Origin of the sequence: Pseudomonas sp. WS 5532 (genome assembly GCF_012985445.1) — a bacterium.
GTDB classification, from domain to species: domain Bacteria; phylum Pseudomonadota; class Gammaproteobacteria; order Pseudomonadales; family Pseudomonadaceae; genus Aquipseudomonas; species Aquipseudomonas edaphica.
This window is the reverse complement of sequence record NZ_JAAQWK010000001.1, coordinates 723889-740968: the sequence shown is the minus strand read 5'-3', so window position 1 is coordinate 740968 and position 17080 is coordinate 723889. Positions and strand designations below refer to the sequence as shown.

15 protein-coding genes are annotated in these 17080 nt (G+C 60.3%); 10 read left to right on the top strand and 5 right to left on the bottom strand.

From position 1 onward, the window contains the following. Positions 1-52: 52 nt before the first annotated feature. Both HBO23_RS03480 and HBO23_RS03475 read left to right on the top strand, forming a co-directional pair. Positions 53-523 (top strand): RidA family protein, encoded by a 471-nt coding sequence (locus HBO23_RS03480; protein ID WP_017137222.1) that lies wholly within the window; start codon positions 53-55, stop codon positions 521-523. Continuing rightward, positions 520-1701 carry an aminotransferase class V-fold PLP-dependent enzyme gene (locus HBO23_RS03475; protein WP_170036504.1) on the top strand — a complete coding sequence of 394 codons (1182 nt, stop codon included), beginning with the start codon at positions 520-522 and terminating at the stop codon, positions 1699-1701. Before HBO23_RS03480 ends, HBO23_RS03475 begins: the two co-directional genes overlap by 4 nt. Here the strand turns inward: HBO23_RS03475 and HBO23_RS03470 are convergent. Continuing rightward, positions 1698-2039 carry a hypothetical protein gene (locus tag HBO23_RS03470; RefSeq protein ID WP_017137220.1) on the bottom strand — a complete coding sequence of 114 codons (342 nt, stop codon included), beginning with the start codon at positions 2037-2039 and terminating at the stop codon, positions 1698-1700. The two genes, HBO23_RS03475 and HBO23_RS03470, sit on opposite strands and share 4 nt — an antisense overlap. Before the next feature lie 217 nt (positions 2040-2256). Here HBO23_RS03470 and rapA point away from each other — a divergent pair, with 217 nt between their 5' ends. Continuing rightward, positions 2257-5103 carry an RNA polymerase-associated protein RapA gene (gene rapA / locus HBO23_RS03465; protein ID WP_170036502.1) on the top strand — a complete coding sequence of 949 codons (2847 nt, stop codon included), beginning with the start codon at positions 2257-2259 and terminating at the stop codon, positions 5101-5103. Positions 5104-5231: 128 nt separating this feature from the next. Here rapA and HBO23_RS03460 read toward each other — a convergent pair whose 3' ends face one another. Continuing rightward, a complete protein-coding gene (locus HBO23_RS03460) occupies positions 5232-6578 on the bottom strand; it encodes an MFS transporter (protein WP_017137218.1) in 1347 nt (448 codons plus the stop codon). Positions 6579-6829: 251 nt separating this feature from the next. On the opposite strand from HBO23_RS03460, the gene HBO23_RS03455 reads away from it, so the two are divergent. After that, the gene (locus tag HBO23_RS03455; protein ID WP_170036500.1) at positions 6830-7195 is read left to right on the top strand and encodes a YkgJ family cysteine cluster protein; all 366 of its coding nucleotides are present in this window, start codon (positions 6830-6832) and stop codon (positions 7193-7195) included. 138 nt (positions 7196-7333) lie between these two features. Next, positions 7334-9598 carry a bifunctional diguanylate cyclase/phosphodiesterase gene (locus tag HBO23_RS03450; RefSeq protein ID WP_099548586.1) on the top strand — a complete coding sequence of 755 codons (2265 nt, stop codon included), beginning with the start codon at positions 7334-7336 and terminating at the stop codon, positions 9596-9598. Positions 9599-9897: 299 nt separating this feature from the next. Here the strand turns inward: HBO23_RS03450 and HBO23_RS03445 are convergent, their stop codons facing one another. Both HBO23_RS03445 and HBO23_RS03440 read right to left on the bottom strand, forming a co-directional pair. After that, positions 9898-10218, bottom strand: coding sequence for a DUF2288 domain-containing protein (locus HBO23_RS03445; protein WP_017137214.1), 321 nt, complete (start codon positions 10216-10218; stop codon positions 9898-9900). Then, on the bottom strand, positions 10215-10421 hold the full coding sequence (locus HBO23_RS03440) for a hypothetical protein (protein ID WP_138453093.1): 207 nt from the start codon (positions 10419-10421) through the stop codon (positions 10215-10217). The genes HBO23_RS03445 and HBO23_RS03440 overlap by 4 nt, the downstream gene beginning before the upstream one ends. A gap of 137 nt (positions 10422-10558) precedes the next feature. Here HBO23_RS03440 and HBO23_RS03435 point away from each other — a divergent pair, with 137 nt between their 5' ends. From HBO23_RS03435 to HBO23_RS03415, 5 genes are all read left to right on the top strand, one after another. Continuing rightward, on the top strand, positions 10559-11686 hold the full coding sequence (locus HBO23_RS03435; protein ID WP_017137213.1) for a branched-chain amino acid ABC transporter substrate-binding protein: 1128 nt from the start codon (positions 10559-10561) through the stop codon (positions 11684-11686). Positions 11687-11914: 228 nt separating this feature from the next. Beyond that, complete coding sequence (gene livH, locus HBO23_RS03430) at positions 11915-12838, top strand: high-affinity branched-chain amino acid ABC transporter permease LivH (RefSeq protein WP_017137212.1); 924 nt, start codon at positions 11915-11917, stop codon at positions 12836-12838. After that, positions 12835-14088, top strand: a complete 1254-nt coding sequence (locus tag HBO23_RS03425; RefSeq protein ID WP_017137211.1) for a high-affinity branched-chain amino acid ABC transporter permease LivM — start codon at positions 12835-12837, stop codon at positions 14086-14088. Before livH ends, HBO23_RS03425 begins: the two co-directional genes overlap by 4 nt. Continuing rightward, positions 14085-14852: a high-affinity branched-chain amino acid ABC transporter ATP-binding protein LivG gene (gene livG, locus HBO23_RS03420; protein ID WP_017137210.1), complete on the top strand. Its 768-nt coding sequence runs from the start codon at positions 14085-14087 to the stop codon at positions 14850-14852. Before HBO23_RS03425 ends, livG begins: the two co-directional genes overlap by 4 nt. 1 nt (position 14853) lies before the next feature. After that, positions 14854-15555 (top strand): ABC transporter ATP-binding protein, encoded by a 702-nt coding sequence (locus tag HBO23_RS03415; protein WP_017137209.1) that lies wholly within the window; start codon positions 14854-14856, stop codon positions 15553-15555. A gap of 50 nt (positions 15556-15605) precedes the next feature. Here the strand turns inward: HBO23_RS03415 and HBO23_RS03410 are convergent, their stop codons facing one another. After that, complete coding sequence (locus HBO23_RS03410) at positions 15606-16898, bottom strand: MFS transporter (protein WP_170036498.1); 1293 nt, start codon at positions 16896-16898, stop codon at positions 15606-15608. Positions 16899-17080 lie beyond the last annotated feature (182 nt).

The window sequence follows — 17080 nt, the reverse complement described above, 5'->3', positions numbered from 1 at the left end:
GCCCATTGATACAACAAACATGCTCAAACCTCTTAACCCAAGAGGATCCAACATGAGCGACTCCATCCGCCAACGCGTACAAGCCCTTGGCCTGACGCTGCCAACCCCTAGCCAGCCGGCGGCCAATTACATCAATCATGTGGTCAGCCAGAACCAGCTGTTTATCTCCGGGCAAATTCCTATGCTCGACGGCAAACCCGCCTACATCGGCCGGCTGGGGCAATCCCTCAGCGATGAAGAAGGTGCCCAGGCAGCAGAGCTGGCGGCGTTGGGCTTGCTCGGCCAGTTAAGTGCTGCCATCGGTGATGACCTGTCGCGTGTAGTGCGCATTCTCCGCTTGGGCGTGTTCATCGCCAGCAGCGGCGATTTCACGCGCCAAAGCGTAGTTGCCAATGGCGCATCCAATCTGGTGGTCAATGCCCTGGGCGACAAAGGCCGGCACGTGCGCACCGCCGTCGGCGTCTCGAGCCTGCCCGCCGGCGTCGCCGTGGAGGTGGACGCAATTTTCGAGCTGCTGTCGTGAGCCCGCTGCAGGTCCAGCATCTGCGTGACGACACACCTGGCTGCCAATCAGGCATCGTGCACTTCAACCATGCCGGTGCCTCGCTGCCGAGCCAAGCCACCCTCGACGCGATCATCGACCAGTTGCAACGCGAAGCCCGCGATGGCCCGATGGAGGCCGGCGAGCATGGCGCGATCCTGGTAGAAAAAGCCCGGCGCGCAGCTGGGCAATTACTCAATGCGCCCGTCTCCTCGATTGCCTTCGCCAGCAGCGGCTCAACCGCCTGGAGCCTGGCTTTCCAGGCCTTGGGGCCGTGGCAGCCGGGCGATCGCATCCTGGTTGGGCGCCATGAATGGGGCGGCAACCTGGCGAGTATGCAGTTGGCCGTGCAAGCGGGTGCCCGAGTGGAGGTGATTCCCTGCGATGCAACCGGCGCAGTCTGCCCATTGGCGCTGGAAGCAATGATTGATGCCAACGTCAAGCTGATCGACCTGACCTGGCTGCCGGCCAACGGCGGCCTGATCAACCCTGCCCCAGCCATCGGCGAAGTGGCCAGGCGCCACGCAATCCCCTACTTCATCGACGCCGGCCAAGCGGTCGGCCAGTTGCCGGTGGATGTGCAGGCGCTGCACTGCGATGTGCTCAAGTCGGCCGGGCGTAAACACCTGCGCGGGCCGCGGGGTACGGCGCTGCTGTATGTGCGACCAGACTTTCTGCAACGCCTGAACCCCGCCCAGCGCGACGTGTTCTCGGCGCCCTGGACCGTTGAAGGGTTCGACCTGCGTAACGATGCCCGCCGCTTTGAAACCAGCGAAGTGTCCTACGCCTTATTGGCGGGGTTGGGAAATGCGTTGCAGGAAGTTAACCGACTGGGCGTGGAGCGGACATGGGAAAGGGTCTTGCAGCTTAGCGGACGAATCCGCGACGCGCTGCGTCAGATTCCGGGCGTTTCCCTGCACGATCTGGGCACGGTTCACTCAGGATTGATCGCCTTTAACCTCGCCGGCTGGGAGGCGTTTGAACTCAAACGTCGGCTGGGATTAAAGCGCATCAACATCGGCGCCAATGGTGTGGCCTACACGCCTCTGGATATGCAGGCGCGGGGTCTTACAAGCATCGCGCGGGTTTCTGTCAGCCCACTCAACACCGAACACGACATCGAGTTGCTGATCGCCGCGCTGCGCGAATTGCGCGATTAAACCTCGACGTCCACCCACAAACCCTGGCGCGGCGCGTCCTCGATCAGCGGCGCTACCGGCACGGTGTTGTCGGCGTTGAGCTCATCGCCGGGGATCGCCAAGTGCGCGTCAGGGTCTTCATCCGCTTCGCGCCGGCGTTTCTGCTGTTCTTGCTGGCGGCGTTGTTCTTCGCGCAGTAACAAAGTCGACTGCTCGGCATCGCCCTTTTTCAGGTCGATGGTGCTTTCGTTGGAGCCGGCCTGCACGGGCACCACGGGCGGGATATCCGGCTTCTGGCGCACCGGATCAAGTTGCGACGTGACCGGTACAACGCTCAAGGGCAGTATGGGTGGCAGCATGGTTTTTAGTCTCCTATTGCGCAGACTGTCGGCTGCGGGAGGGGCGACTTGAGCATCAAGCCCCCAACTTGTGAACCAATCGTCATCTATCCGACGAACATATCGCCCTTTTTCTTGCCGCTTGGAGCTTAAAGCTTGAAGCTGCAGCTATTCCTTTTGGTCTGGAAGCCGTGTTCCGTTAGAATAGTCGGCTTTTTCACGGCGGGAGTCAGGCAGCATGGCGCAGCAGTATCAACCGGGGCAACGCTGGATTAGTGACAGCGAAGCAGAGCTGGGGTTAGGCACCGTTCTGGCACAGGACGGGCGCTTGTTGACCGTGCTCTATCCGGCCACTGGCGACACTCGTCAGTATGCGCTACGGAATGCGCCCCTCACTCGTGTGAGGTTTTCGCCGGGTGACAGCATCACCCATTTCGAAGGCTGGAAAATGACCGTACAGGAAGTCGACGACGTCGATGGCCTGCTGGTCTACCACGGCCTCAATGGGCAGAACGAGCAGGTCACCCTGCCGGAAACCCAACTGTCGAACTTCATCCAGTTCCGTCTGGCCAGCGACCGTCTGTTCGCCGGGCAGATCGACCCGCTGGCCTGGTTCTCGCTGCGCTATCACACGCTGGAACACACCAGCCGTCAGTTGCAGTCCTCGCTGTGGGGCCTGGGCGGCGTGCGTGCACAACCTATTGCTCACCAACTGCACATCGCTCGCGAAGTCGCTGACCGTATCGCGCCACGGGTATTGCTGGCCGACGAAGTGGGCCTGGGCAAGACCATCGAAGCCGGCCTGGTGATTCATCGCCAGTTGCTGTCGGGTCGCGCCAACCGCGTGCTGATCCTGGTGCCGGAAAACCTGCAACACCAGTGGCTGGTGGAAATGCGCCGCCGCTTTAACCTGCAGGTTGCGCTGTTCGACGAAGAGCGTTTTATCGAAAGCGATGCCGCCAACCCGTTCGAAGACACTCAGCTTGCACTGGTTGCACTCGAATGGCTGGTGGACGACGAGAAGGCCCAGGACGCGCTGTTCGCCGCCGGCTGGGACCTGCTGGTGGTCGACGAAGCCCACCACTTGGTGTGGCATGAAGAAAAAGCCAGCCCGGAATACGCGCTGGTCGAGCAACTGGCCGAAGTGATCCCTGGCGTGCTGCTGCTCACCGCCACCCCGGAACAACTGGGCCAGGACAGCCACTTCGCACGCCTGCGTCTGTTGGACCCGAACCGCTTCCACGACCTGCACGCCTTCCGCGCCGAAAGCGAGAACTATCGCCCGGTAGCCGAAGCCGTGCAGGAACTGCTGGACAAGGGCCGCCTGTCGCCAAAAGCGCACAAAACCATCCAGGGTTTCCTCGGTGACGAAGGTGAAGCACTGCTCACCGCCGTCAACGATGGCGACACCGAAGCCAGCGCACGCCTGGTGCGTGAGCTGCTCGACCGCCACGGCACCGGCCGCGTACTGTTCCGTAACACCCGCGCCGCCGTGCAGGGTTTCCCGGAGCGCAAGCTGCATGCCTACCCGCTGCCGAACCCGGACGAATACCTCGAACTGCCGCTGGGCGAACACGCCGAGTTGTACCCGGAAGTCAGCTTCCAATCGCAACCGGATGTTGAAGAAGAAAACCGCTGGTGGCGCTTCGACCCGCGCGTCGAGTGGCTGATCGACCAGCTGAAAATGCTCAAGCGCACCAAAGTGTTGGTGATCTGCGCCCACGCCGAAACCGCCATGGACCTGGAAGACGCCCTGCGCGTGCGCTCCGGCATCCCGGCCACGGTGTTCCACGAGGGCATGAACATCCTCGAGCGTGACCGCGCTGCTGCCTATTTCGCAGACGAAGAGTTCGGCGCCCAGGTGCTGATCTGCTCGGAAATCGGCAGTGAAGGCCGCAACTTCCAGTTCTCCCACCACTTGGTGCTGTTCGACCTGCCGTCCCACCCCGACCTGCTGGAACAGCGGATCGGCCGCCTGGACCGGATCGGCCAGAAGCATGTGATCGAACTGCACGTGCCGTACCTGGAAACCAGCCCGCAAGAGCGCCTGTTCCAGTGGTACCACGAAGCGTTGAACGCGTTCCTCAACACCTGCCCGACCGGCAACGCCTTGCAGCATCAGTTCGGCCCACGCCTGCTGCCGCTGCTGGAAAACGCCGACGACGGCGAGTGGCAAGCCCTGATCGACGAAGCGCGTGCCGAGCGCGAGCGTCTGGAACAGGAACTGCACACCGGTCGCGACCGCTTGCTGGAGCTCAACTCCGGCGGCGCGGGTGAAGGCGATGCGCTGGTGGAAGACATTCTTGAGCAAGACGACCAGTTCGCCCTGCCGATCTACATGGAAACCCTGTTCGACGCCTTCGGCATCGACAGCGAGGACCATTCGGAAAACGCACTGATCCTCAAGCCCAGCGAAAAAATGCTCGACGCCAGCTTCCCCCTGGGCGACGACGAAGGTGTGACCATCACCTACGACCGTAACCAGGCGCTGTCGCGTGAAGACATGCAGTTCATCACCTGGGAACACCCGATGGTGCAAGGCGGCATGGACCTGGTGCTGTCCGGCTCGATGGGCAACACCGCCGTGGCGCTGATCAAGAACAAGGCGCTCAAGCCAGGCACCGTGTTGCTCGAACTGCTCTACGTCAGTGAAGTGGTTGCGCCGCGCTCGCTGCAACTGGGCCGCTACCTGCCACCGGCCGCCTTGCGCTGCCTGCTGGATGCCAACGGTAATGACCTGTCCGGTCGTGTGTCGTTTGAAACCTTGAACGACCAGTTGGAAAGCGTGCCACGCGCCAGCGCCAACAAGTTTGTGCAGGCCCAGCGCGATCAGCTGACGCCGCGCATCAACGCCGGCGAAGAGAAGATCACCCCGCGCCACGCCGAGCGTGTGGCCGAGGCGAAACGCCGTCTGGCAGCCGACACCGACGAAGAACTGGCGCGCCTGACCGCGTTGCAAGCGGTCAACCCGACCGTGCGCGACAGCGAGCTGGTGGCGCTGCGCAACCAGCGCGAGCAAGGCCTGGCCATGCTCGACAAGGCTGCGCTACGGTTGGAGGCGATTCGGGTGTTGGTGGCGGGTTGATCAACATGCGGGCCTTTGATCGTTCCCACGCTCTGCGTGGGAACGCCGCCCTGGACGCTCTGCGTCCGCTCCTAGAAGCATGACGCAGAGCGTCACAGGATGCATTCCCACGCGGAGCGTGGGAACGATCAAGCTACAGCGGCAGCAGCCGGCACCTCAACCGCCCCCAACCCATCCTTCATCTTCTTGGCATCGCGCACAAAACTGCGCGAGGCCTGGAACAGAAACAGCATGGTCAAGAACAGCGCCACCGGAATCAGGTACATGGCGTCGTGCAACCCAACCGCTTTATACGCCTCGGTCATCTGCGAGGCGCCATCGGCGTACATCGCCGAATGGGCAAAATGGTCAGACAGGCCGCCCACCACCACCGGCCCCATGCCACCGCCGAGCAAGTACAACCCCGCAAAAAACAGCGCCATCGCCGTGGCACGCAGGCGCGGCTCCACCACGTCCTGAATCGCCGTGTACACGCAGGTGTAGAAGTTATAGGCAAACAACCAGCCCACACTGAACAGCGCCACAAACACGCCAATCTCAATGCGCCCCGCGTGCAAGGCCCAGGCAGTGGTAATGGTCGAGATAATCAAGCTGCACGCGGCAAACAGCAGCCGGCCGTTGGCGACGCGCTGATGGATCTTGTCGGCAATCCAGCCGCCCAGGGTCAGGCCCACCAGCCCGGTGATGCCGACGATCACGCCGGTGGCCACCGCGGCGTCCTGCAACGGCATCAGGAAGTAACGCTGCAACATCGGCACCAAAAATGAATTGCACGCATAGGTGGCGAAGTTAAAGCACAACCCGGCCAGCACCAGCCACAGGAAGGTCGGCACCGCCAGAACGCGACGAATCGGGCGGTCGACGCGCTCCTGGGAGACTTGCACGGTTTCCGCTGCGCCGCGCTTGGGTTCCTTGATATAGAACATGAAGATCGCGAGGATCAGCCCCGGCACGGCGGCGATAAAGAACGGTGCGCGCCAGCTGTCGAACGCCTTGACCATCGCGCCAATGGTGAAGAACGCCAGCAGCAGGCCCAACGGCAGGCCCAACATGAAAATGCCCATGGCCCGGGCGCGGCGGTGGGCGGGAAACAGGTCGCCGATCAGCGAATTGGCCGCCGGCGCGTAGCTGGCTTCACCGATGCCGATGCCCATTCGCACCAGCAAAAAGGTCCAGAAGCTGCCGACCATGCCGTTGACCGCCGTCAGCCCGCTCCAGGCAAACAGGCCCCAGCCCATCAGTTTGCTGCGTGAGCCAGTATCGGCCAGGCGCCCGAGCGGCAGGCCGGCGATGGCGTAGACGATGGTGAAGGCGGTGCCGATGATACCGAGCTGGAAGTCGCTCAAGTGCCATTCCATGCGGATTGGCTCGATGATGATGGCGGGGATGGTGCGGTCGAAGAAATTGAACAGGTTGGCGAGGAACAGCAGGAACAGAATGCGCCAGGCATTCGCCGCTTGGGTCGAGTTCTGCATGGGTCCGTCTCTTTTATTGTTATGAGAGCTGCGATGCCCGATGCATCCTGCCCGGTACCTGCAACATAATCAGGCCAGGCACGCTTGTCTGTAATGATTCGTAAAGCTGATAGGGCATGATTTCACCCGCAGCGACGGGACTTTCCCTACGAAAATATAAGTTCGCGCCCCCCTTCCCAACCGCCATGGCACGGATAGAATGGCGAGCCTTCCGTAACACCCACATCCTACTTTTCTTATCGATGACGCCCATGTCCGAAGCCAGTCCGTGTCTGAGTTGCGGTGCCTGCTGTTCACACTTTCGCGTGTCTTTCTTCTGGGGCGAGTGCGCCTCATCGGGCGGCACGGTGCCCGATGACCTGGTGGTGCAGATCAACCCCACACGCGTGGCGATGATTGGTACCGACCAGAAACCCGCCAGGTGTTGCAGCCTCGAGGGTGAGGTCGGCAAGGGCACCCGTTGCACCATCTATGAACAACGCTCAAGCCCCTGCCGAGAGTTCGATGCGTCGTGGAGCCAGGGCGAGCAGAACGTCGACTGCGATAGCGCTCGCGCCGCCTTTGGCCTGCCGCCATTAGAAGCACCTTTTGAACTGGACCTGCCGATCAGCGCTTAGCATCAAACGCTATGGCGGGCATGCCAAAATGGTTGAAAGCAAAGTGCCATTATCCATGGCAAATCCCGCGCGGCTTCTATAATCGACTTCATAGGTCATCGCCGTTGGCTGTGACGTGACGCTATGACGGGGCTTGCTATGGAATGGCTGGGTCTGCATTTTTTTACCGACCTGCCAGAGAACGGGCACTTATTACTCAATTGCAGTCATAACCCTTTTCTGGTGCTACTGGCGTATCTGGTTGCTTGCGCGGCCGGCTTCGGCACGCTGGACATGGCTGAGCGCGTCGGCCATGTCGAAGACCCTACCGCCCGCCGTCATTGGCGTTGGCTGGGAGCGGGTTGCCTGGCGGGTGGCATCTGGTCGACGCACTTCATCAGCATGCTGGCCTTCCAGGCACCTATCGCCATTCATTATGAATTGATCATGACGTTCGCCTCGCTGGTGATCGCCTTGATCGCTTCACTGTTCGCCATGCAAACCCTGAGTCATACCCATCTGCGATTCCATCAATACCTGCTGGCGTCGGTATGGATGGGCCTGGGTATCGCGCTGATGCATTACGTGGGCATGTCGGCCATGCGCTCCCAGGCCGATGTGTACTTCGAGACCGACCTGTTCATGGCCTCCGTGGCGATTGCCATCGGCGCCAGCCTGGCCGCGCTGTTGCTGTCGAGCTACCTGCGCACCGGCGCCGGCGTGTTTCATCAACTGCTCAAGTACGCCGCCAGCCTGGTGCTGGGCGCCGGCATCCTTAGCATGCACTTCACCGGCATGGCGGCCATGCGGATGCTGGTACCGGCCGGCGCTGACCTGTCGTTGCCACTGGATAACAACCCGATTCAACTGGGCCTGTCGGTGGCCGTGATCACCCTGCTGGTGATTGGCAGCAGCGTCAGCGCCGCCCTCGCCGACAAAAAACTGCAGCACAAGGAGCGTGACCTGCGCCGGGTCAACGCCCTGCTCAGTGAGCTGGACCAAGCCCGTGCCTCGCTGCAACAAGTGGCGCACTTCGATGCGCTGACCAGCCTGCTCAACCGTCGCGGCTTCAACCAGATCTTTGCCGAGAAGGTCGCCGAAAAAACCGCCGGCCACGGCATGATGGCGGTGATCTTCCTCGATATCGACCACTTCAAGCGCATCAATGACAGCCTTGGCCACGATGCCGGCGACCAACTGCTCACCGTACTGGCCGGGCATATCAAGGGGTCGGTGCGCAGCCATAGCGATGTGGTCGCGCGGTTTGGCGGCGACGAGTTCTGCATCCTGATCAACATTCACCATCGCGACGAAGCGCGGCACCTGGCCCAGCGCATCATGCATAAGATGAAAGAACCAATCGAACTGGCCGGCCGGCGCATGGTGATGACCACCAGCATTGGCATCAGCCTGTTCCCCGATGACGGACTGACCTGCGAAGAGTTGCTTAAAACCGCTGACCTGGCGCTGTACCAGTCCAAGGATGCCGGTCGCAACAGCTTGAACTTCTTCAGCTCCAACCTTAAAACCCGCGCCTTCCTCGAGCTGCAACTGGAGGAGCAATTGCGCGCTGCGTTGCGCGGCCGCAATGAATTGGTGCTGTTCTACCAGCCGATCTTCGACATGAAGCTGGGCAAGGTCACCCGCCTGGAAGCACTGGTGCGCTGGCAACATCCGCAACATGGGCTGCTGGCCCCGGACCGGTTTATCGGCATCGCCGAAAACAACGGGTTGATTGCCGAACTCGACCACTGGGTATTGCGTCAGGCCTGTCACGATTTGAGCCTGCTGTCTGACCGCGGTTACACCGAGCTGACCATGGCCGTGAATTGCTCGGCCTTGAACCTGGCCCGTGACGAGCTGGCAGATGAGATCGAAGCCGCCCTGCGTTTTGCCGGGATCGCCGCCAGCCGCCTGGAACTGGAAGTCACCGAAAACGCGCTGATGGGCAATATCAGCAGCACCCTGGCGCTGTTGCGCCAGATCCGCGCCCTGGGCGTTTCGCTGGCCATTGATGATTTCGGCACCGGTTATTCATCCCTGGCCTACCTCAAGCGCCTGCCGCTCAATACCCTGAAGATAGACCGGTCGTTTATCCAGGACATTCCCAAGTCCACCGCCGATGTCGAGATCGTCCAGGCGATCATCGGCATGGCCCATACCCTGCACTTGCAGGTGGTCACCGAAGGCGTGGAAACCCAGGCGCAATTTGAACTGCTGCTCAAGCACGGCTGCGACTTTATCCAGGGTTACCTGCTGAGCCCGGCGGTGCCTTTGAGCGATGTGGTGGGTGTGATCCAGGGCATCCAGATGCGCAACCCACTCTACCCGTTCAGCATCGAGGGCAATAAGGACGCCATCGCGCCGAAGGACCCTGGTGCAGGCCGCATCGGCCCGCCGTCGATTGTCAGGCCCATTCGATGACGTCGTATCTTTGGGATTTAGCCATCATCTACTTGGATGAACGCCGACGAGCGGCCGAATCATCGGAGTACGCCGGGTACTCCTCTTGAAAAGTCAGGGTTGATCGTTCCCACGCTCTGCGTGGGAACGATCTGGCTTTGCCACACCCGGAAACAATTCCCCCGATGTTCCGCCCACTTTAAAACTGTTCCCGTGACGCTTACGTCACCGTCACCTGTGACCTTTCTCTACGGCAAGATGCCATCACGGCGCCAGCGGTTACTCGGCTACACACTTGCTCGGCAAGAAAACGCGCACCTTTATAGTGCGAGCCTTTCTTGCGCCGCCCTTTCCTGGATCAGAATCCACGGCGAAACCACGACCGCCCACAGGCTCGGATCACGCTCAACCAAGTCCAACGCCCGCGTCGCAGACACTTCGCCAAGGCTCCCTGCGGCCAGCCAACCAGCGACTTTGTCGCGGTTATCCTCGGCCATTCCTTCGGCCGCTTCGATCAAATCCAGGCCAGCGTCGACCCACAATAGGGCACCCTTGGCAAAGAACGGTTCAAGCTCCTTCCAGGAAATTTCGGCGGTTTCACCGAGCAGCTTGGCATAGAGGGTGCTAGGTTCTTGCGTCATGGGAATTCACCTGAAGAAAAAATCGGCGCAATCATAGCGTCAGGCGTCAGGCAGAAAAACCCAGTTGCAAATGAGGCACCGAACGAAAGTGTCAGGAAAGCCAAGGATTGCCCGAAACTCTGGCATAAGCCCGCCGCAATTCTGTCTTTTTCTTTCATTAAAGCGACACACCCAAGGTTTGCCCCCAGCAGCCAGCTTTTCAAGCGATGAACCGGCGCTCTACACTGTACCGGTACAGTTGCCAGGGCAATGCCGGGGGATATCCGCGATATCTGATCCGGTTCTGCAGCTCACAAGGCCGCTAGAACTATAAAAAATACAACAGTAAGAGTGGAGCACTATGAATAAGGCTACTAAGCAGATTTCCAAACTGTTTGCCGCTATGGTCCTGGCTGGGGTTGCCGGCCATTCGTTCGCAGCCGACACCATCAAGATCGGTATCGCCGGGCCTAAGACAGGTCCAGTGACGCAATACGGCGACATGCAATTCATGGGTGCCAAGCAGGCAATCGCTGACATCAACGCCAAGGGCGGTGTCGACGGCAAAATGCTTGAAGCGAAAGAATACGACGATGCGTGCGATCCAAAACAAGCCGTTGCCGTAGCGAACAAAGTGGTCAACGACGGCGTCAAGTTCGTGGTCGGTCACCTCTGCTCCAGCTCCACTCAGCCAGCGTCCGACATCTATGAAGACGAAGGCGTGATCATGATCACCCCGGCGGCTACCAGCCCGGAAATCACTTCCCGTGGCTACAAGCTGGTGTTCCGTACCATCGGCCTGGACAGCGCCCAAGGCCCAGCGGCCGGTAACTACATTGCCGACCACGTGAAGCCGAAAGTCGTTGCTGTTATCCACGACAAACAGCAGTACGGTGAAGGCATCGCCACCGCCGTCAAGCAGACCCTCGAGAAGAAAGGCGTGAAAGTCGCCCTGTTCGAAGGCATCAACGCTGGCGACAAAGACTTCGGCTCGCTGATCCAGAAGCTCAAGCAAGCCAACGTCGACTTCGTCTACTACGGCGGCTACCACCCAGAGCTGGGCTTGATCCTGCGCCAGGCCAAGGAAAAAGGCGTGAACGCCAAGTTCATGGGCCCAGAAGGTGTGGGTAACGACTCCATCTCGCAAATCGCCCAGGGCGCTTCCGAAGGCCTGCTGGTTACCCTGCCGAAATCCTTCGACACCGACCCGGCCAACAAGGCCATCGTTGAAGAGTTCACCAAGAACAAGCAGGACCCAACCGGTCCGTTCGTGTTCCCGGCCTACTCGGCCGTTGAAGTGATCGCCGGCGGTATCGCCGCCGCGAAAAGCGAAGACACCGCCAAAGTGGCTGCTGCTATCCACGCCGGCACCTTCAAGACCCCAACTGGCGACCTGAGCTTCGACGCCAAGGGTGACCTGAAGGACTTCAAATTCGTGGTCTACGAATGGCACTTCGGTAAACCAAAAACCGAAGTTTCCCCTCAGTAAGCCAGGCGTTACTGGTCCAACAAGCCCACTGTGAGAGCAGTGGGCTTTGTTTTACGAGGTTTATGGGCCATGTCACCCGCGATCCGGGCGCTGGCTCACCTGAAAATCTTAAAACCGTCACCAGCGGTTCGCTGGCAAACGCTTCGTGCAACCTGATCACAGAGCAGGGCACCGAGCCGGAAATGACTCCACCAGTGAAATGCGTATCGGGTTTTTAGGAGCGCTGTAATGCCTGAGATCTATCATTTTTTCCAAACGCTGGTTAACGGCATGACCGTTGGCAGCACCTATGCCTTGATAGCCATTGGCTACACAATGGTTTACGGCATCATTGGAATGATCAACTTCGCCCATGGCGAGGTGTACATGATTGGTTCCTACGTGGCCTTCATCGCCCTTGCCGGGCTGGCCATGCTGGGTATCCATTCCCTGCCGCTGTTGATGACCGCTGCGTTCCTGGCATCGATCGTCGTGACCAGTGCTTATGGCTACAGTATCGAGCGCGTCGCCTACCGCCCCTTGCGTGGCAGCAACCGTTTGATCCCGCTGATTTCCGCCATCGGCATGTCGATTTTCCTGCAGAACACTGTATTGCTGTCCCAGGACTCCAAGGATAAGTCCATTCCCAACCTGATTCCGGGGAGCTTCTCCTTCGGCCCAGGTGGCGCACAAGAAGTGCTGATTTCGTACATGCAGGTGCTGGTTTTCGTCGTCACCCTGGTGGCAATGCTCGGCCTGACCCTGTTCATTTCCCGCTCCCGTCTGGGGCGCGCCTGCCGGGCCTGCGCCGAAGACATCAAGATGGCCAACCTGTTGGGCATCAACACCAACAACATCATCGCCCTGACCTTCGTGATCGGTGCCGCACTCGCAGCCATTGCGGCGGTGCTGCTGAGCATGCAGTACGGCGTGATCAACCCCAACGCCGGTTTCCTGGTAGGCCTCAAGGCTTTTACCGCAGCGGTCTTGGGCGGTATCGGCAGTATTCCGGGCGCGATGCTCGGCGGGCTGGTGCTGGGTGTGGCTGAAGCCTTTGGCGCCGACGTGTTCGGCGACCAGTACAAGGACGTCGTGGCGTTCGGCCTGTTGGTTCTGGTGCTGTTGTTCCGTCCGACCGGCATCCTGGGTCGTCCGGAGGTTGAGAAAGTATGAGCAGATATCTTAAATCGGCGTTCTTCAGCGCCTTGCTGGTCTGGGCCGTGGCCTTTCCGGTACTCGGCCTCAAGCTGAGCATTGTCGGCATCAACCTGGAAGTGCATGGCACCGGTCCCGTGACCCTGACCATCATCGCCCTGTGCTCGGTGCTGATGTTCCTGCGTGTGCTGTTCACCCAGCAGGTCGGTGCGTTGCTCAAGGGCAACCGTGGCCCGTTGGTGTCGCCCAAGGTCAGCCAATTCCTGACCCTGCCGCGTACCCAGCGCTACATCATCATCGGGCTGATCGTGGCCGCGTTGATCTGGCCGTTCTTCGGCTCGCGCGGCGCCGTCGACATTGCCACCCTGATCCTGATCTACGTGTTGCTGGGCCTGGGCCTGAACATCGTAGTCGGCCTGGCCGGCCTGCTCGACCTCGGTTATGTGGGTTTCTATGCCGTGGGTGCCTACACCTACGCGCTGCTCTCGCACTACCTGGGCTGGGGCTTCTGGATCTGCCTGCCACTGGCCGGCATGGCGGCGGCCACGTTCGGCTTCCTGCTGGGCTTCCCGGTGCTGCGCCTGCGCGGTGACTATCTGGCGATCGTGACCCTGGGCTTCGGTGAAATCATCCGGCTGTTCCTGCGGAACCTCACCGATATCACCGGTGGCCCCAACGGCATCAGCAGCATCCCCAAACCGACGTTCTTCGGGCTGTCGTTCGACCGCACCGCAGCCGAAGGCATGCAGACCTTCCACGAATACTTCGGGATCGACTACAACCCGGTGAGCAAAGTGGTGTTCCTGTACCTGGTGGCGTTGTTGCTGGCATTGGCGGCACTGTTCGTGATCAACCGCCTGCTGCGCATGCCGATCGGCCGCGCGTGGGAAGCGTTGCGCGAAGATGAAATCGCCTGCCGTGCATTAGGCATGAACCCGACCGTCATCAAACTCTCGGCATTCACCCTGGGGGCAACCTTCGCCGGTTTCGCCGGCAGCTTCTTCGCCGCGCGCCAAGGCCTGGTGACCCCGGAGTCGTTCACCTTTATCGAGTCGGCGATCATTCTCGCCATCGTGGTACTGGGTGGCATGGGCTCGCAGCTGGGCGTGATCCTGGCGGCGATCGTGATGATCCTGCTGCCGGAAATGATGCGTGAGTTCAGCGAATACCGCATGTTGATGTTCGGCGCCATGATGGTACTGATGATGATCTGGCGTCCTCAAGGTCTGCTGCCGATGCAACGCCCACACATGGAGCTGCGCAAATGAGCCGCGAGATCCTGAAAGTCGAAAACTTGAGCATGCGTTTTGGCGGCTTGCTCGCGGTCAACGGCGTGGCCCTGACCGTCAAAGAGAAACAGGTTGTGGCGCTGATCGGCCCGAACGGCGCCGGCAAGACCACGGTGTTCAACTGCCTTACCGGCTTCTACAAGCCGAGCGGTGGCAGCATCCTGCTGGATGGCCAACCCATCCAGGGCTTGGCCGGTCACGAGATCGCCCGCAAGGGCGTGGTGCGTACCTTCCAGAACGTGCGCTTGTTCAAGGACATGACGGCGGTCGAAAACCTGTTGATCGCCCAGCACCGGCACTTGAACACCAACTTCTTTGCTGGCCTGTTCAAGACCCCGGCGTTCCGCAAGAGCGAGCGCGAGGCCATGGAATACGCGGCGTACTGGCTGGACAAGGTCAACCTCACCGAGTTTGCCAACCGCCCGGCCGGCACCCTGGCTTACGGCCAACAACGCCGACTGGAAATCGCTCGCTGCATGATGACCCGCCCGCGGATCCTGATGCTCGACGAACCGGCCGCCGGCCTGAACCCCAAGGAAACCGAAGACCTCAAGGCGCTGATCACGGTGCTGCGTGAGGAAAACAACGCCACGGTGCTGTTGATCGAACACGATATGAAACTGGTCATGAGCATTTCCGACCACATCGTGGTGATCAACCAGGGCACGCCATTGGCCAACGGTACGCCGGAGCAGATCCGCGACAACCCGGAAGTGATCAAAGCCTATTTGGGGGAAGCGTAAAATGCTGCAATTCGAAAACGTTTCCACTTTCTACGGCAAGATCCAGGCGCTGCACAGCGTCAACGTGGAAGTGCGCCAAGGTGAAATCGTCACGCTGATCGGCGCCAACGGTGCCGGCAAGTCGACCTTGCTGATGACCCTGTGCGGTTCACCGCAGGCCCATAGCGGCAGCATCCGCTACATGGGTGAAGAACTGGTGGGCCAGGCTTCCTCCGAGATCATGCGCAAGAGCATTGCCGTTGTGCCCGAAGGCCGTCGTGTGTTCTCGCGCCTGACGGTGGAAGAGAACCTGGCCATGGGCGGGTTCTTCACCGATAAGGGCGATTATCAGGAGCAGATGGACAAGGTGCTGCACCTGTTCCCACGGCTCAAGGAACGCTTCAGCCAGCGCGGCGGCACCATGTCCGGCGGCGAGCAGCAAATGCTCGCCATCGGCCGGGCGCTGATGAGCAAGCCCAAGCTGTTGCTGCTCGACGAGCCTTCACTGGGCCTGGCACCGATCATCATCCAGCAGATCTTCGATATCATCGAACAACTGCGCAAGGACGGTGTGACGGTATTCCTGGTGGAGCAGAACGCCAACCAGGCGCTGAAAATCGCCGACCGCGCCTACGTGCTGGAAAACGGCCGGGTGGTGATGCAGGGCACCGGGGAGCAATTGCTCACGGATCCGAAGGTGCGTGAAGCCTATCTCGGTGGCTGAGCCATTGAGGTAACAAAAAAACGGCCTTCGGGCCGTTTTTTTATCGCGGTTCAAAGCGTCGCGACCAACTCCCCCTTGCCCGCGCGCTGGCCGGCCAGCATCAATGCCCCGCCCAATAGCAACAAGCCCGCCGCCAGGAAGATATACGCGCCGTACACATCCAGCGGCGCGTCGAAATAGGCGATGACGCGCTCTGCCCTATTCAATGTCTGAGAACACACCAGCGTACCGGTCAACGAGGCGATGGCCAGTACCGGCGTGACCGTTGCGGACACACGCCCCATGTAGCCTTCAGGCACGGCTTCCTGAAGCATCGGCCCTTGCACAATCGCAAACACCGAGAAGAACAACCCACAACTGAACATCAGCGCCCAGGCCAGGTAAAACGGCGGATGCAGCGAATACGCCAGGTAACTGAACCCCATGCACAGTAACGCAAAGGTAAAGGCCTGGCGCGTGCTCAATGACTTCAACAGCGGCCGGACCAGCACGGCAGCAACCAACCCGCCGACAGGGAACGCCGCGAGAATCAGGCCGTATTCATAAGGGCTCAAGCCCAGGGTTTTGAATGCATACAAGGACAACGCGACGTTATTGACCCCCAGGGAAAACCCGTACAACGCGACACCGATCAACAACGTCCTGATCGAGGCGTGCCCCCAGGAAAACCGCAGCCCTGCGAGCACTCCACGCCAAAAGGGCAGCCGTTGTTGCTCGGCCAGCAAGGTCCGGCGCAGGCCCTGGGTAAACGCGATGCACAGGGCCGAACAGGCAAAAGCCAGCACATTTATCAGCAGTGCCAGGGCGGGGCCAACCCAGACAAATAAGGCCGGCCCAAGGGACGCCGACAACACTGAAATACCCGTCAGGGAAAACATTGCCTTGGCCGATGCCTCAACGCGTCGAGCCGTAGGGATGACCACTTGCATTATCGCCTGGCGCGACGGGTTGAAAAACTGTGCGGCCGTGCTGTTCACCAACAACAACAGCAGAACGCCGACGAACACTTGCATCGGGTCCAACCCGGCCAGTGAATAGATCACGAAAAAGATCAGGAAGTTGAGCACCCGAATCCCATCCCCCGCGATCATCACGTACAGCGGGGCCATCCGATCGACCCAAGCCCCGGCCAGTGGGGCCACCCATACACGCGGTATAGCCGAAGCCGCCACTGCCAGGCCTACGGCCATCGGCAAGAACGCACTGTCGTGAAACAGGTCAGTCACCAGCCACACAATGACGGTGCTCTCGAAAACGAACTCGCCAAACGATGAGAGGGCTTGCCCCAGCCACAGGAATGAGAAATTTCTGCTGATGAAAAAATCTGCAAAGCGGTTCTTCACAGCCAACGCTCCTTATTGGTCTTGCGCACATTCGCCCAGTGCCAGGCATTGCTTGATCCTACAGCAAGCGCATACGGGGCTTGCGAACACTAAGACTCACGGCGCCATTTGCTCGGCCTCGAAAATTTATTTATCACCTGCTGTAACGCAGCCTGATGCCCCAACTCTAGAGGGGTAAGCAA

Coding starts and splice junctions, on each gene's coding strand:
- HBO23_RS03480 (WP_017137222.1), top strand. CDS start 53: ATGAGCGACTCCATCCGCCAACGCGTACAAGCCCTTGGCCTGACGCTG.
- HBO23_RS03470 (WP_017137220.1), bottom strand. CDS start 2,039: ATGCTGCCACCCATACTGCCCTTGAGCGTTGTACCGGTCACGTCGCAA.
- rapA (WP_170036502.1), top strand. CDS start 2,257: ATGGCGCAGCAGTATCAACCGGGGCAACGCTGGATTAGTGACAGCGAA.
- HBO23_RS03460 (WP_017137218.1), bottom strand. CDS start 6,578: ATGCAGAACTCGACCCAAGCGGCGAATGCCTGGCGCATTCTGTTCCTG.
- HBO23_RS03455 (WP_170036500.1), top strand. CDS start 6,830: ATGTCCGAAGCCAGTCCGTGTCTGAGTTGCGGTGCCTGCTGTTCACAC.
- HBO23_RS03450 (WP_099548586.1), top strand. CDS start 7,334: ATGGAATGGCTGGGTCTGCATTTTTTTACCGACCTGCCAGAGAACGGG.
- HBO23_RS03445 (WP_017137214.1), bottom strand. CDS start 10,218: ATGACGCAAGAACCTAGCACCCTCTATGCCAAGCTGCTCGGTGAAACC.
- HBO23_RS03435 (WP_017137213.1), top strand. CDS start 10,559: ATGAATAAGGCTACTAAGCAGATTTCCAAACTGTTTGCCGCTATGGTC.
- livH (WP_017137212.1), top strand. CDS start 11,915: ATGCCTGAGATCTATCATTTTTTCCAAACGCTGGTTAACGGCATGACC.
- HBO23_RS03425 (WP_017137211.1), top strand. CDS start 12,835: ATGAGCAGATATCTTAAATCGGCGTTCTTCAGCGCCTTGCTGGTCTGG.
- livG (WP_017137210.1), top strand. CDS start 14,085: ATGAGCCGCGAGATCCTGAAAGTCGAAAACTTGAGCATGCGTTTTGGC.
- HBO23_RS03415 (WP_017137209.1), top strand. CDS start 14,854: ATGCTGCAATTCGAAAACGTTTCCACTTTCTACGGCAAGATCCAGGCG.